Source organism: Ruegeria sp. BF10, from assembly GCF_056538725.1.
This window is the reverse complement of the sequence record NZ_JBQFTR010000004.1, coordinates 227,529-241,658: the sequence shown is the minus strand read 5'-3', so window position 1 is coordinate 241,658 and position 14,130 is coordinate 227,529. Positions and strand designations below refer to the sequence as shown.

17 protein-coding genes are annotated in these 14,130 nt (G+C 58.0%); 8 read left to right on the top strand and 9 right to left on the bottom strand.

What is annotated here, in order from left to right:
- Nucleotides 1–4 precede the first annotated feature (4 nt).
- Genes flhA through ACR0DJ_RS16225 form a run of 4 tightly spaced genes read left to right on the top strand, consistent with a single transcriptional unit; the run spans nucleotide 5 to nucleotide 4,330 of the window.
- Nucleotides 5–2,092: a flagellar biosynthesis protein FlhA gene (flhA, locus tag ACR0DJ_RS16240; protein ID WP_480685643.1), complete on the top strand. Its 2,088-nt coding sequence runs from the start codon at nucleotides 5–7 to the stop codon at nucleotides 2,090–2,092.
- Entirely contained in the window at nucleotides 2,089–2,862 is a 774-nt protein-coding gene (locus ACR0DJ_RS16235; protein WP_480685642.1) for a flagellar biosynthetic protein FliR, read from the top strand. Before flhA ends, ACR0DJ_RS16235 begins: the two co-directional genes overlap by 4 nt.
- The gene (gene flhB / locus ACR0DJ_RS16230; protein WP_480685641.1) at nucleotides 2,859–3,947 is read left to right on the top strand and encodes a flagellar type III secretion system protein FlhB; all 1,089 of its coding nucleotides are present in this window, start codon (nucleotides 2,859–2,861) and stop codon (nucleotides 3,945–3,947) included. The genes ACR0DJ_RS16235 and flhB overlap by 4 nt, the downstream gene beginning before the upstream one ends.
- Nucleotides 3,944–4,330, top strand: coding sequence for a hypothetical protein (locus ACR0DJ_RS16225; RefSeq protein WP_480685639.1), 387 nt, complete (start codon nucleotides 3,944–3,946; stop codon nucleotides 4,328–4,330). Before flhB ends, ACR0DJ_RS16225 begins: the two co-directional genes overlap by 4 nt.
- A gap of 33 nt (nucleotides 4,331–4,363) precedes the next feature.
- Here the strand turns inward: ACR0DJ_RS16225 and ACR0DJ_RS16220 are convergent, their stop codons facing one another.
- Genes ACR0DJ_RS16220 through ACR0DJ_RS16180 form a run of 9 tightly spaced genes read right to left on the bottom strand, consistent with a single transcriptional unit; the run spans nucleotide 4,364 to nucleotide 8,908 of the window.
- A complete protein-coding gene (locus tag ACR0DJ_RS16220; protein WP_480686294.1) occupies nucleotides 4,364–4,849 on the bottom strand; it encodes a flagellar basal body-associated protein FliL in 486 nt (161 codons plus the stop codon).
- Nucleotides 4,850–4,879: 30 nt separating this feature from the next.
- Nucleotides 4,880–5,611, bottom strand: coding sequence for a flagellar basal body L-ring protein FlgH (flgH, locus tag ACR0DJ_RS16215; RefSeq protein WP_170345692.1), 732 nt, complete (start codon nucleotides 5,609–5,611; stop codon nucleotides 4,880–4,882).
- On the bottom strand, nucleotides 5,611–6,027 hold the full coding sequence (gene flgA, locus ACR0DJ_RS16210) for a flagellar basal body P-ring formation chaperone FlgA (protein ID WP_171635646.1): 417 nt from the start codon (nucleotides 6,025–6,027) through the stop codon (nucleotides 5,611–5,613). The genes flgH and flgA overlap by 1 nt, the downstream gene beginning before the upstream one ends.
- Nucleotides 6,027–6,812 carry a flagellar basal-body rod protein FlgG gene (gene flgG, locus ACR0DJ_RS16205; RefSeq protein WP_170345694.1) on the bottom strand — a complete coding sequence of 262 codons (786 nt, stop codon included), beginning with the start codon at nucleotides 6,810–6,812 and terminating at the stop codon, nucleotides 6,027–6,029. Before flgG ends, flgA begins: the two co-directional genes overlap by 1 nt.
- A gap of 21 nt (nucleotides 6,813–6,833) precedes the next feature.
- A complete protein-coding gene (locus tag ACR0DJ_RS16200) occupies nucleotides 6,834–7,544 on the bottom strand; it encodes a flagellar hook-basal body complex protein (RefSeq protein WP_171617376.1) in 711 nt (236 codons plus the stop codon).
- Nucleotides 7,544–7,816 carry a flagellar biosynthetic protein FliQ gene (locus ACR0DJ_RS16195; RefSeq protein WP_170345696.1) on the bottom strand — a complete coding sequence of 91 codons (273 nt, stop codon included), beginning with the start codon at nucleotides 7,814–7,816 and terminating at the stop codon, nucleotides 7,544–7,546. Before ACR0DJ_RS16195 ends, ACR0DJ_RS16200 begins: the two co-directional genes overlap by 1 nt.
- Nucleotides 7,817–7,820: 4 nt before the next feature.
- A complete protein-coding gene (gene fliE / locus ACR0DJ_RS16190) occupies nucleotides 7,821–8,111 on the bottom strand; it encodes a flagellar hook-basal body complex protein FliE (protein WP_171171810.1) in 291 nt (96 codons plus the stop codon).
- A gap of 12 nt (nucleotides 8,112–8,123) precedes the next feature.
- The gene (flgC, locus tag ACR0DJ_RS16185; RefSeq protein ID WP_170345698.1) at nucleotides 8,124–8,510 is read right to left on the bottom strand and encodes a flagellar basal body rod protein FlgC; all 387 of its coding nucleotides are present in this window, start codon (nucleotides 8,508–8,510) and stop codon (nucleotides 8,124–8,126) included.
- 11 nt (nucleotides 8,511–8,521) lie between these two features.
- Nucleotides 8,522–8,908, bottom strand: coding sequence for a FlgB family protein (locus tag ACR0DJ_RS16180; RefSeq protein ID WP_152459747.1), 387 nt, complete (start codon nucleotides 8,906–8,908; stop codon nucleotides 8,522–8,524).
- A gap of 105 nt (nucleotides 8,909–9,013) precedes the next feature.
- On the opposite strand from ACR0DJ_RS16180, the gene ACR0DJ_RS16175 reads away from it, so the two are divergent.
- From ACR0DJ_RS16175 to flgK, 4 genes are all read left to right on the top strand, one after another.
- Nucleotides 9,014–10,333 (top strand): FliI/YscN family ATPase, encoded by a 1,320-nt coding sequence (locus ACR0DJ_RS16175; RefSeq protein ID WP_480685731.1) that lies wholly within the window; start codon nucleotides 9,014–9,016, stop codon nucleotides 10,331–10,333.
- An 85-nt stretch (nucleotides 10,334–10,418) separates the two neighbouring features.
- The gene (locus ACR0DJ_RS16170; protein ID WP_480685636.1) at nucleotides 10,419–11,258 is read left to right on the top strand and encodes a flagellar motor protein MotB; all 840 of its coding nucleotides are present in this window, start codon (nucleotides 10,419–10,421) and stop codon (nucleotides 11,256–11,258) included.
- 91 nt (nucleotides 11,259–11,349) lie between these two features.
- Nucleotides 11,350–12,645: a flagellar hook protein FlgE gene (locus ACR0DJ_RS16165; RefSeq protein ID WP_480685635.1), complete on the top strand. Its 1,296-nt coding sequence runs from the start codon at nucleotides 11,350–11,352 to the stop codon at nucleotides 12,643–12,645.
- Nucleotides 12,646–12,677: 32 nt separating this feature from the next.
- Complete coding sequence (gene flgK, locus ACR0DJ_RS16160; RefSeq protein ID WP_480685633.1) at nucleotides 12,678–14,129, top strand: flagellar hook-associated protein FlgK; 1,452 nt, start codon at nucleotides 12,678–12,680, stop codon at nucleotides 14,127–14,129.
- The last annotated feature ends 1 nt before the right edge of the window (nucleotide 14,130 follow it).

The following is a 14,130-nucleotide window of genomic DNA, read 5'->3' as shown; positions in this document are numbered from 1 at the left end:
TCGCGTGCCCAAGATCGACATCCAGTCCCTGTTTTCGCCTACTGTCCTGCTGGCGATTGCGCTGATGACGGTCATCGTCATGATGATCCTGCCCATGCCAGCCTGGGTTCTGGACGTGGGTTTGGCGGCCTCTTTTGCGCTGGCGATCCTGATCTTCACCCTGACCCTGTTCATTGAACGCCCGCTGGACTTTTCGTCCTTCCCGACGATTCTGCTGGCGTCTCTGATGTTGCGCCTGTCGCTGAATGTATCGTCGACGAAACTGATCATCGGGCAGGGGCACACCGGCCCGAATGCGGCAGGAGACGTGATCGAAGGTTTTGCCAGTTTCGTCATGGGCGGCAGCATTTTTCTTGGGCTGGTGGTGTTCGGCGTTCTGCTGATCGTGAATTTCATGGTCATCACCAAGGGCGCTGCCCGCATGGCCGAAGTAGGCGCACGCTTTGCGTTGGACGGGATGCCCGGCAAACAACTTGCGATCGACAGCGATATGTCCGCCGGGGCAATCGATCATCAGCAAGCCAAGGAACGGCGAGAGCTGGAACAGCAGGAGACGACATTCTTTGGCTCTCTCGATGGTGCGTCGAAATTCGTGAAGGGAGACGCCGTCGCCGGGCTTCTGATCACGTTGCTGAACCTCGTCATGGGCCTGGTCATGGGCGTCGTCGTGCATGGAATGCCCGTGGCCTCGGCGTTCGAAACCTATGCGATTCTGACCGTCGGCGACGGGTTGGTGTCGCAAATTCCCGCCGTCATCATTTCCATAGCGTCTGCCCTGCTGCTGGCACGGGGCGGCACGCAGGGGGCAACAGACACCGCCATCTTTTCTCAACTCGGCCGCCACCCGGCAGCATTGTCCACTGTCGCGGTGCTCATGGTCCTGTTCGCACTGGTGCCCGGTCTCCCTTTTCTGCCATTCATCCTTGGCGCGGCCATTCTGGGATACGCGGCTTACAATGTTCACCGAAAACAGAAAGACGCAACCGCATCGGCAAACCTGCCCTCGACCGAAACCGAAGCGCCGACATCCCAAGCTATCGGCGACATCCTGGACCTGGATGATGTCCATCTGGAGTTCGCGCCGGATCTGGTCAGCATGGTTCTGAATCCGGGCACCGGGCTGGACGCCCGAATTGCCAATATGCGGACCTATGTGGCGTCGACCTTTGGCCTGATCCTGCCCGAAATCCGCTTGACCGACCGCGCCGACCTGCCGACCGGAACGTATGTGATCAAGGTTCAGGGCGTCGAACAGGCACGCGGTGTCTTGCACCCCGATCTGATCCTGGCGCTCGTGCAGGACGGTTTTGACCTTTTGCCGGAGGGCAATGACGTGACCGAGCCGGTCTATGGTGCTCCGGCACGCTGGATCCTGCCCAAGGATCAGGAGGACGCCGCGCTGAATGGAGCCACTATAGTCTCACCGCCCGAAATTCTTGCCACCCATCTGCTCGAGATCATCAAACAGAACTTCTCGCGCCTGCTGACCCTGAAATCCCTCCGTCGCCTGCTGTCGGAAATGACCCGTCTGAGCGACCCGGTACGCGCCGAAGCCAACCGCAAACTGCTGGATGAACTGATCCCCGACAAAGTGCCGATCGACACTTTGCACGCGGTTCTGCGCCTGCTGCTTGACGAACGTGTGTCGATCCGGAACATGGCGCTGATCCTTGAAAGTGTCGCCGAGGCGCGGCTGACCACAACCCAGCCCGAAGGCATCTGTGAACTGGTGCGTCAGCGTCTTGGCTTTCAGCTGGTCGCGGACATGAAGCGCGAGGATGGTTCGATCCCTCTGATCCAGTTGGCCCCGGAATGGGAGGACACATTCGCCTCTTACCAGATCGACGCCCCAAATACCGGCATGGACGTCGCGCTGCCCCCGAACGTGTTCAACAAACTGGCCGACGGAGTTGTGAACAGCATCGCCAAATCCGCTGACAACGGCCTGTTTCCGGCTGTCGTGACCTCGACCCGGCGCCGTCGGTTGCTGCGCACCGTCATGCAGGCACGCGGCGTGTCCAACCCGGTTTTGTCCTTCGAAGAAATCGGGCTGGAAGCCAAACCTGCCTTGGTCGGAACTGTTGCAGCGTGATTGCCCTGCCGCCAGAAATGCTGTCGCAGCTGGCCGAAGCAATGTGGCAGGCCTTTGTCGTGTTTCTGCGCGTCTCCGCTCTTGTCTCGCTGCTCCCAGCTTTCGGTGAACGTAGTATTCCGACACGGGTAAAGCTTGGTGCTTCCGTTGCTTTCACGCTGATCATACTGCCCGCTGCGCCTCCCGTCAGAATTGACCCCAGCCTTTGGGCGACCGTGCGGCTGGTCGGCACCGAAGTTCTGATCGGGCTTGTCCTTGGGATAGGCTTGCGCCTTTTCGTTCTCGCACTGCAAACCGCAGGGTCTATTGCGGCTCAGTCCACGTCATTGTCGCAACTGCTGGGTGGCGCGGCGGCCGATCCGGTCCCCGCCATGGGATACCTGCTAACCCTGGCAGGGCTGACACTCGCGGTAATCATGGACCTGCACGTCCGGGCCGCACAGTTCCTGATCCAGAGTTATGCCCTGTTTCCAATAGGTTTGGCACCCAAAGCCTCGGATGTGTCGCGCTGGGGATTGCATCAGGTCGCCAACAGCTTTGGGCTGGCTTTTGCACTGGCAACGCCGTTCGTCATCGCCTCATTGATCTACAATCTGGCACTTGGGGTCATCAACCGGGCAATGCCGCAGTTGATGGTAGCCTTCGTCGGTGCTCCGGCGATTACCTTTGCTGGGCTGTTTCTGCTGTTCGCAGGCACACCGCTGATCCTTTCCGTGTGGGCTGACGTGCTGGTCGCTTTCTTCACCAACCCGATGGGAGCGCAAAGATGAGCGCAGGTGATGACGAAAGCGACAAGTCATACGAACCGACACCGCAAAAACTGCTGAAAGCGCGCGAGAAAGGTGAGGTTCCAAAATCCAACGACTTGTCGGTTGTGGCGGCATATACCGGGCTTCTGATCGCCCTGCTTACAGTCGGTCAATACACCGTCGAGCATATGGGCACCGTTTTCATGGTCCTGATCGATCAGTCCGACGCATTTGCACGGCTTCTGACGGATGGACCATCGCATGCTCCGGTTGCGGGGGTTTTGAAAAGTGCCCTGCTGCCTGTTGCTTTGCTGTTCTGCCTTCCTGCCGCGGCTGTTCTGCTGAACTTGATCGCCCAGCGCGCGCTGATCTTTGCCCCAAGCAAACTGAAACCAAAACTTTCGCGTATCTCGCCGATTTCGAACGCAAAGAACAAGTTCGGGCGGGGCGGGTTGTTCGAGTTTGCCAAAAGCACCACCAAACTGTTGATCTACGGCACCTGCCTTGCGCTGTTTCTGAAGGTCAATCTAACCGAGATTCTGTCTGCCAGCTCGGCGCCGGCAAAATCATCCATTCTGCTGATGATGAACCTGCTGTTTCGCTTTCTGTTCATCGTGATCGCAATCGCACTGGCCATCGGGGTTGTCGATTTCCTTTGGCAATATGCCGAGCACATGCGCAAGAACCGTATGTCGCGCAAGGAGATCATGGATGAAACCAAGGATGCCGAGGGCGACCCCCATGTCAAACAACACCGGCGCCAGCGTGCACAGGAAATCGCAACCAACCAAATGTTGGCAGATGTTCCCGGCGCGGATGTCGTGATCGTAAACCCCACCCATTATGCCGTGGCGCTGAAATGGACACGGGTTGCGGGCAGCGCCCCGGTTTGTGTTGCCAAGGGGGTGGACGAAATCGCCGCCACCATCCGATCCGCCGCAGGAGAAGCAGGCGTTCCGATCCATTCGGACCCTCCCACAGCGCGCGCACTTCACGCGACCGTGGACATAGGTCAGGAGATCGCCGAAGAGCACTATCGTCCTGTTGCCGCCGCGATCCGGTTTGCCGAAGCGATGCGGAAACGCGCGAAGGAGCAAGTTCGATGACTCGCACGCAATTACCCGATCTGGAAAAAGTGACCGACGCAGCGTTTCAGAAGCAGTTTCAAGCGCTGCGACCGATCCTGGAGGCCGAGGCACGGATCAGGCAGCAACTTGCCAGATTGGACAGTCAACTCCATCAGGCGCGCCAAGACAGCACCAAGGTCGAAGGCTATCAGGTTTCAGGTACCGACGTTCTCTGGAATAGTTGGGAGTCCGCGACGCGGAGACAATTGAACCTGCAACTGGCACGAACCCGCGCGCAGAAACTGGCCGGAATGGAAGCTTTACGTGCTGCTTTTGGGCGAAAACAAGCAGTGGAAACATTGCGGAAGAAAGTTCAGCAGGCAAACCGAAAAGCAAAAACCAGAAAGCACTTCGGGCCATAGCTTGACCGGCCCGAAGTTTCGGGCTGACCAGTGTCAGCTGTCTTGTCGGTTTACACTCAGGATCAGCACTTTGGACACGTCGTCGCCAAATTCTTTGCGCGCCACTTCCAGCAAGGATTTCCGCAATACATCCAGGTTCCCGGATTCTGTAAAAACCCCGTCAAAACCACCCGTGTTTGCATGGTCAAAAAGAACCTGAAGAAAGCCATCCCTGAGTTTAGGCTCGATTGCATAATAGGTTTCTGTAATTGCCGGGTTCGCCTCAAGGCTCAGCGACAGCGTTACCATGGCTTCGATCTGGTCGTCTTTCACAACGGGGACGACGAATTGCTTGGTCATTTTCAGATATTCAAAGCTTTTCGCCTCGCCCTTTTCCTTTGATTTTCCTGTTTTCTTGCCGGCCGCCTTGTCCTCTTTGACTGCTTTTTCTTCGGCAACCGCGGTTTCAGGTTTTTTCGCAGGTGCAAAAGCCAGCCCCGCGCCAATACCCGCGCCGAGTCCAACAATCAGAAAAATCACGGGAATCAATTTCGCAACCACGGTCTCACCTCAGAACGGCAAAAGGGAATCAAGAACTTGCTGACCATAGCGGGGTTGCTGGACATCCGTTATCTGCCCTCTGCCGCCATATGACACGCGCGCTGACGCGATTTTGTCATAGGTTATTTCGTTTTGCCGCGAGATGTCCTGCGGGCGGACATATCCCGTGACAAGAAGCTCTCGCAGCTCGAAGTTGACCCGCAACTCCTGGGATCCCGATATTGAAAGAATTCCGTTCGGCAACACATCCAGCACTGTTGCGGCAACACGCAGAGTCAGTTTTTCGTTTCTCCTGACGGATCCGCGGCCAGAGCTTGAGGAATCTGCCTCAATCGAAACGGCTTCATCCAAGGACGCACCCTGGGGCAGGTTCTTTTGTACACGCTGAGGCAGGCCAAAGAGGCTGGGGACTTCAAGATTCTCGGACCCGGATCTGGATCGTCTGGTGTTGTTTGAAATTTCGGCCTTCTCGTCCAACTCGATGACAACGGTCAGGATGTCGCCTTTCTTGATCGCGCGCTGGTCGCCCAAAAGCGAATGCTGCCCGCCGCTCCACAAAGAGGACCGGTCGACGTTTCGCTGGGGTTGGGTGTGCAATGGCAAACCCGGCCACAACATTGCAACCTGTTCCGGGGAATCCTCGTTGGGTGTGAAACTTGGCGGTTTGCCCAAATGATCCATTCGACCACATGCGGACAAGACAAAAGCCGTCAGGACAAGGGTTTTTGGCAATCCGTGCATCACTGTACCTCGATTTGACCGTCCGGACGGATTCGGCCTGTTACGGTTGTTCGGGATGAAAGGTTCATGACCCGAATGCGATCCCCCGCCGCACCGCGCCCCAAGGCCCGGCCCTCTGTGGTGATCGACAAGGGTTGGCTGCTGAACACCAACACGACCAGATCGTTTCGATCCACGATGGCAGGTGGCCCGACATCAGAGCCGCGAATTGGCCGACCGGGGTAGAGCGCCACCCGGGCCTCTTGTCCGATCAGAAGGTCAGGGTCTGAAATTGCATCCGCAACATCTGTTGGCTTCAACTCGAGATCGGCCGCAGAAATGACTTCCTTGGCCCGGATCGTGCGTGTCGGCACCACGATGTCAGCCTGGGCGGCAATTGGCGCCAGCAGCACCAGAGAAAGAACCAGATGTCGCATCACCGTACCTGCGTTGTCGCGCTCATCATCTGGTCCACCGCGGTGATGACTTTGGCATTCATCTCATAGCCGCGTTGCGCTTCGATCAGCTCGGTAACTTCGCGAACGGCGTCAACCGAGCTGTCTTCCAGATATCCCTGCCGCAAAGTTCCCAGACCGTCTTCGCCTGGCGTACCCAGAACCGGAGCACCGGACGCTTCGGTTTCCTTGAACAGATTGCTTCCGACGGCTTCCAGCCCTTTGGCGTTCGAAAAACTGGCCAGCGTAAACTCGCCAAGCAACTGACCTTCGGGGGAATCGTCAAAATATGCATAGACCTCGCCCGACGCGTTGATCGAAACAGAACGCGCATCGTCGGGGATGGTGATTTCAGGCGAAACCGCAAACCCGTCAGAGGTAACGATCAGTCCTTCCGCCGACCGCTTCAAGCTGCCGTCGCGCGTATAAGCGGCCTGACCGCTGGGCAAGGTCACCTCCAGATATCCGCGACCTTCGATTGCAACATCCAGATCGCTCCCGGTGGCCGACAAGGCGCCTTGTTCCAATTGCACTGTCACCGCTGCCGGTCGCACACCCAGACCCAGTTGAATACCCGTGGGCAGAACCGTTCCGTCCGACGCATTCACGGTGCCGGCCCGCGCCATCTGTTGATAATGCAGGTCGGCGAACTCGGCCCGTCGGGCGTTGTAGCCGGTGGTATTCATATTCGCGAGGTTGTTCGAGATCGTCTCGACCCGCATCTGTTGTGCTGTCATCCCGGTGGCGGCAATTTTAAGGGCCCGCATGTCCAACTCTCCTCATCCAAATCAGCGCATCAGCGCCTTGAGTGCTCCACGCACGCGCTCATCTTCACTCTCAAGAAAGCTTTGCCCCAGCTCATAGGCGCGCTGGATTTCCACCAAACGGGTCACTTGCTGAATCGCATTCACGTTTGACCCTTCGAGAAAGCGATGCAAAACCACCGGCTCGTCGACCGGCTCAATTGCACCGTCGGTGCGGAAACGAGTGTTTCCTTCGCGTACAAGTTCGTTCGTATCGGCGACGTTGAAAACGCCCAGCTGACCCAGAAGCTGACCATCGACACTCAGCGTTCCGTCGCTGCCGACATCGATTGACGCCGCGTCAGGCGGGATGAACACAGGCGCGCCATTGGCATCGAGCACGCGCGCGCCATCCATTGAAACCAGATCGCCATCGGCATTGGGAGAAAAGCTGCCAGCTCGCGTCAGCCGGTTGCCATCCTGGGTTTCGACCATGAAGAAACCGTCGCCTTCGATGGCAAAATCAAATTGCCCGCCGGTTTGCGTCAGCACGCCTTGTTGCATTGACGTATTTCGCGCCTCGGCCCGGCTCATGGAGAGGGAGGGGCTGTTCGGCATATCTCGAATGTATTCCGAGAACACCAGCCCCTGCTGGCGATAACCGGTCGTGTTGGCATTTGCGATGTTATTCGCCACCAGGCGCATTTCATTCATCAGCCCGGACTGGCGGGACAGGGTGACATAGGCGGTGTCCATCAGCGACCTCCTGCGATCAATGGAACAAGCGTACCAGTGAAAAACGTAACAAGGGTCTGAGTCATGAACCCCATCGAGATCCAGAACACGACGACGATGGCGATCAGTTTGGGAACAAAGGTCAGCGTCATTTCCTGTATCGACGTCAGAGCCTGAAACAGACCAACGACCAGGCCTGACACCAGAGCAACTGCCAGAATCGGGACCGATGTGATGACGGCGATCCAAAGAGCCTGACGCACGATGTCATAGAAAAGACCTTCGCTCAGCATCGTATCAGACCGGCATCCGAAGGATTTCCTGATAGGCCTCGACCACCTTGTTGCGAACGATCACAGCTGTCTCAACGGCCAGTTCGGTCTGTGCCAGCGCCTGCACCAGCGCGTGCGGGTCGGCTTGCCCGACCATCGCGGTCTGCGACATCTGCTCGCTGTGTTTCAACGTGGATGCAAAGTCCTGAAAACTTGCCTTCAGCCCCTGCACCATGCCCGAGTGATCTGGGTCGGCCTGGGTTGCAGGACGGGCGCCGGCATAATTCTGCGCGGCGTTCAATGATCGGATGTCCATTCTGGCTGTCCTTTATTTTCTGAGCAGTTCCATCAATGACGACGACATTTGCCGTGTTTGATCGAACATCTTGAGGTTGGCTTCGTAGCTCCGTTGCGCCTCGCGCGCGTCGGCTATTTCGATCATCAGATCGACATTCGATCCCAGATAGTGACCACTGGCATCTGCCATCGGGTGGCCGGGGTCGAAAATTCGTGTCAGGTCGCGTCGATCAAGCTTTACGCGGCCGGCTTGCACCACGTTCTGACCATCTTTTTCTATGGTCTCAAACGGCACCGTCTTGCGCCGATACCCGGGCGTATCCGCATTCGATATGTTTTCGGACACGTGGCGCAGACGGGCTGCCTGCGCACGCAAGGCGCTGGCGGATGCAGCCAATGAGTGGGAAAAATCGCTCATCCTCGGCCCCCTTATCCACGTCCCAGACTGGTGCGAAGGATGTTCATCGAGGATTTGTAGATCGCCAACGCGCGGTCGTGCTGTCGTTTGACCTCGACCGATTTCAGCATCTCTTCTTCAAGCGATACACCGTTGCCATTTGGATCACCCGACGGAACGGCCTGATGCTCTGCCCAGGGCTGCGCACCTGTACCGCCGTGCAGATGACCCCGCCGCGTAGCCACCATGGTCACTTCGCGTCCCGAGGTTTCAAGTGCTGTATGGAAGGGTTCGATATCGCGCGGCTGGTAGCCCGGCGTATCCGCATTGGCCATGTTGCGCGCAATCACCGCCTGCCGTTGCCCGGCATGGGTTGCCATTGCGTACGCAGTCTTAAGGACGTTCAAGTCATAGAACATCGGGGCTTCTCCCTCGATCAATTTCAATCAAGGCTTAACCCCGATTCCTTTAGAAACCGTTTTCAGAACCCAATTGGAGAACCCAAGATGTCTGATCTCGACCCGATGCTTCTGAAACATGAATTCGATCGGATGACTTCGATCCGCCACGTCGGCCTGGTCAGTGGTGTCGCACAAGGATTGATCGAGATCAGTGGCCTCAATGAACATGCGCGAATCGGAGACCTGCTTACATTGCGGCGGCGCGCGGGGCCCGATCTGGCCGGTGAAGTGCTGCATGTCGGTGCAGACCATATCCACATGATTCCGGGGTCCGCCCCTGACGGTGTCAGCCTCGGGGACCGTGTGTACCTTGATCCCTCGCCTGGATTCGCGCCCGCAACGCACTGGCTTGGGCGCGTCATTGATCCGTTTGGCAAACCGCTGGACGGAAAACCCCTGCTGAACGGGCCACAGGATCGCGATATCATGCAAGCCCCCCCGCCTGCGGTGGCGCGCAAGCCATTGGGAAAGCGGATGGCCACCGGACTATCCGTTCTCAACACCATGCTGCCGATTGTGCGCGGTCAACGCGTTGGGTTGTTTGCGGGATCGGGTGTGGGGAAATCAACGCTGCTGTCGACGCTGGCGCGCTTCATGCAGGCTGACGTGGTTGTGGTGGCTCTTGTCGGCGAACGCGGGCGTGAAGTGAACGAATTTGTTGCCCGCGCCATAGGCCCGGAAGCCATGAAGCGCACTATCGTAGTCGCCGCGACGTCCGACCAGTCTGCATTGGCGCGCAGACGGTGCGCGTGGTCGGCCATGTCGGCGGCAGAGTTTCTGCGGGATCTGGGGCTGAACGTCCTGTTTCTGGCCGATTCGGTAACCCGTTTCGCGGAAGCGCACCGTGAAATCGCCGTTGCCATGGGCGAAGCCCCGTCGCTCCGAGGGTATCCGCCCTCTGTCACCCCCCTGATTGCCAATCTGTGTGAACGCGCAGGCCCCGGCACGCAGGAGCAGGGTGATATCACCGCCGTATTCAGTGTCCTGGTTGCGGGCTCCGACATGGATGAACCCATCGCCGACATACTGCGCGGTGTGTTGGACGGGCATATCGTACTCAGCCGCGAGATTGCCGAACGCGGGCGCTTCCCGGCCATTGACCTCAGCAAATCCGTATCCCGCAGCCTTCCAGAGGCCGCGTCCGAGGCCGAGAACCAGATGATCAACGAAACCCGCAAACTTGTCGGCAGCTACGAACAATCCGAAGTCATGATAAAGGCCGGGCTGTATTCAGAAGGATCAGACCCGCTCTTGGATCAGGCCGTGCGCGTTCATGAGGAGTTGGACGCATTTTTCGGCAAACCCGATTCCGAAGGGATTGAAAACAGCTTTAACCGGCTGTCCCTGATTCTGCGCCGTGCTTCGGCCGGCCTGCCGCGTTAGCGAACTCTGAACAGTTTTAAGTGTTAAGGCCACCTTAAGACCTGCGCTGCTATCCCGATAGTCGGGTGATAAAAAGGTGGTGGAGATGGGTGCGCAAACCAATGCGGCGCCAATCATCATCAAGAAGAAGCGTGTATCGGGTGGCGATGGCCATCACGGTGGCGCGTGGAAAGTCGCGTATGCCGACTTTGTGACGGCCATGATGGCCTTCTTCATGTTGATGTGGCTGCTGAACGCAACAACGGAACAGCAACGAAAAGGGTTGGCGGATTATTTCGCGCCAACAATCCCGCTGAGCCCGGAATCCGGCGGCGGAGACGGGGCGTTTGGCGGCGACAGCATGCTGTCTGAAGAAGTGCTGCTGCGGGACGGTCAGGGTGCCACGACCACACACCCGACCGAATCGCATCAGGCCCGCGGCTCGATCGGAGTGAATGCCGAGGGCGGCGGCAAAGGGAACAAGGAAGACTTCACTACGTTGGAGGCGCAACTGCTGGGGCGCACGGGTGAAAGCGAGGTCTCGGACAAGCTGCTCAAGCATATCGTCACACGGGTCACAGATGAAGGATTGGTGGTGGAACTGTTCGACACCGACGATCAGGCATTGTTCGAATCGGGCTCTGACAAACCAACCAGCTTTCTGCGCTCCCTGGCCCTGATCCTCGCCCGAGCCTCGGATCTTGTCGTCAATTCGATCGCTGTCGAAGGGAATGTCAGCGCATCTCCGGTCGTACAGGCGCGCAACACAGCCTGGGAGTTGTCCACGGCAAGGGCCCAAAAATTGCGCCAGTTGCTGCAAGACAAGGGCGTTGCGGCACAAAGGATGGATCGTGTTACGGGCCATGCCGACAGAGAACTGTTCGCCGAAAATCCCATGGCTGCGCGGAACAACAGGATCGAAGTGATCTTCCTGCGCCAGCCCTAAATGATAGAGCGTATTTTACATGTTAGCGCGCTGTTAAGGGGCAGCGCGTTACCTGTTGCATCAAAGACGGACGCAACAGAAGGGCGCACCCATGACCATTTCCTCTTCGCTCAATGCCGGTGTGGCGGCGCTGAAAGCCAATGCCAACAGGTTGGCGACGATTTCCGACAACATCGCGAACTCTTCGACCTATGGGTATAAACGGGTCGAGACGGATTTTCATTCAATGGTCACGTCGGGCCAGGGTGGCAGCTATTCGGCAGGCGGCGTGCGGACGACAAGCCAGCGCATGATTGATCAACGCGGGCCCCTGGTCACGACCAGCAACTCAACCGATCTGGCAGTTCGCGGGCGCGGCATGTTGCCTGTGCGCCCCAGTTCGCAGATCGGGAATAGCTCGAACGAGATGCTGCTGACAACAACCGGGTCATTCCGCACCAACGACGAGGGGTATTTGGTTACCGAATCCGGTCTTGTTCTTCTGGGGTGGCGGGCGGCACCTGATGGCACTATTCCACCGGTTTCGCGCGACACACCCGCCGCGCTTGAACCCATTCAGCTCAGCGTGAATCAGCTGTCGGGTTCCCCAACCACGGAAATGAAACTGCGTATGAACCTTCCGGCCACGGCGACAGATGCGGGCGCGCCGGGCGACATTCAACCTTTGTCAGTTGAGTATTTCGACAATCTCGGCAAGTCTGAAAGCGTCGATATCCAGTTGGTTCCAACTGTTCCCGCAACCGGCAGCAGCAACGAATGGACCATGGTCTTGCGTGACTCGGCCTCGGGTGGCGCGATCATCGGTGAATACACGCTGACATTCACCGACAACCGAACGGCAGGTGGCACTCTGGCCAGCGTCACAGCTGTTTCAGGCGGTGCTTATGATCCAGCAACGGGCAGTATCATGGTCAACGTCGCCGGCGGACCGATGGAGGTAAATATTGGCCTGATCGGGGATGCAGACGGTATAACCCAATTGTCCGATACGTTCGCGCCCGTTTCGATCACACGAGATGGTTCTGCCGTTGGCACAATGACCAGCGTCCAGGTTGATGAGAACGGATATGTCTATGCGTTGTACGACACCGGCGTCAGCCGCCGAATGTATCAGATTCCGCTGGCAGATGTCCCCAATCCCAACGGTTTGACCGCGCTGGACAGCCAAACTTACGCGCCTTCCCGTGAAAGCGGTACGTTCTTTCTTTGGAATGCGGGCGAAGGCCCCACTGGGGATCTTGTTTCTTTCGCGCGTGAGGAATCCACCACGGATGTAGCGACCGAGCTGACCTCATTGATTCAGACGCAACGTGCTTACTCCTCCAGCGCCACGGTGATCCAGACGGTGGACGAGATGTTGCAGGAAACGACAAACCTGAAACGTTAATCCAGCTCTGACCCAAAGAAAGGAGCGGCCTCATGAACATGTCGACAGCACTCAATAACGCACTGGGCGGGCTGACTGCGGCCAGTCGCGGGGCCGCTGTGGTGTCCGGAAACATCGCGAATGCGCTGACCCCCGGCTATGCGCGCCGGTCCCTCGAGCTTGCAACAAGCCCTATATCCGGAAATGGCGTACGCACCGTAGGCGTGATCCGGCATCAGGATCCGGTTTTGACAGCCAACAGACGTTCGTCTGATGCTGAACTCGCCTTGCGGTCGGACGTTTCAGATTTTCACGCTCGGTTCGAACAGCTGGTGGGGTCTCCTGATGACGGCCCTTCGCTGTCGACTCGTCTGTCCTCGTTGGAAAACGCCTTCATCACGGCGGCCAGTCTGCCTGACTCGATCGAACGGCTGGATCAGGTTGCGCGCTCGGCCCGCGATCTGACCAACGAGCTGAACGCAGCATCAGAAGGCGTACGCCAGGCACGCTCGGATGCTGATCGAAAAATTGGCGCTCAGATCGAAACCCTGAATCAGACTCTGAAAGATATCGAAGACCTGAACGCCAAGATTCCTGCCATTCAAAACTCTGGCGGTGACATCGGTGCCCTGCTGGACCAGCGGCATGTCCTGATCGACCAGGTCAATACCCTGATCCCGGTCAATGTCGTGCCCCGCGCCAATGATCAGGTATCCCTGTACTCGGAGGGCGGGCTGATCCTGCTGGAAGGCACGGCCTCGGAGTTCACTTTTTCCACAACCGGTGAAACAAAGCCTCACATGACCGTGGCAAATGGTCTGTTGTCCGGTCTGGAGATGAACGGCAACCCGGTGCGGACAAGCGGAGACAACGCTCAAATCCGCGGCGGGGCACTGATGGCGCAGTTCACCATTCGCGACGATTTGGCAGTCGAGGCACAAGTTCAGCTCGACACGGTTGCAAGGGACCTGATCGAACGATTTGAAACGCCCGGTTTGGATTCGACCGCTCTTGCGACAGATCCCGGTCTGTTCACCGACGACGGCAACCGATTCAATCCTGCATCTGTTGTCGGACTTGCATCACGGATCTCACTCAATTCGACGGTCGACCCTGACAATGGCGGGGACAGTTGGAAACTGCGCGCGGGTCTGGGTGCCGCAACACCGGGTGACCCCGGGCAGGCGGCTCAACTGCGCGCGTTCGGGAACACATTGAACGACGCACGCCCGGTACCCGGCGGGCTGTTCGGCACGGGAAACATGCGCGCTGCCGAGTTGACCGAGGCCCTGTTGTCGAAAGCGGGCGCACACGCCCATGCCGCGGATCAACGCAAGACTTTTGCAAACAGCTTCCAGCAGCAAATGGCGCAGATCGAGGCCGCGCAGGGCGTGGATACCGATCAGGAACTGCAACGGCTCATGCAGGTCGAACAGACCTATGCCGCGAACGCCCGTGTCATCTCGGTTGTTGACGAGCTTATGGAAACTCTTCTGAGGTTGTGAC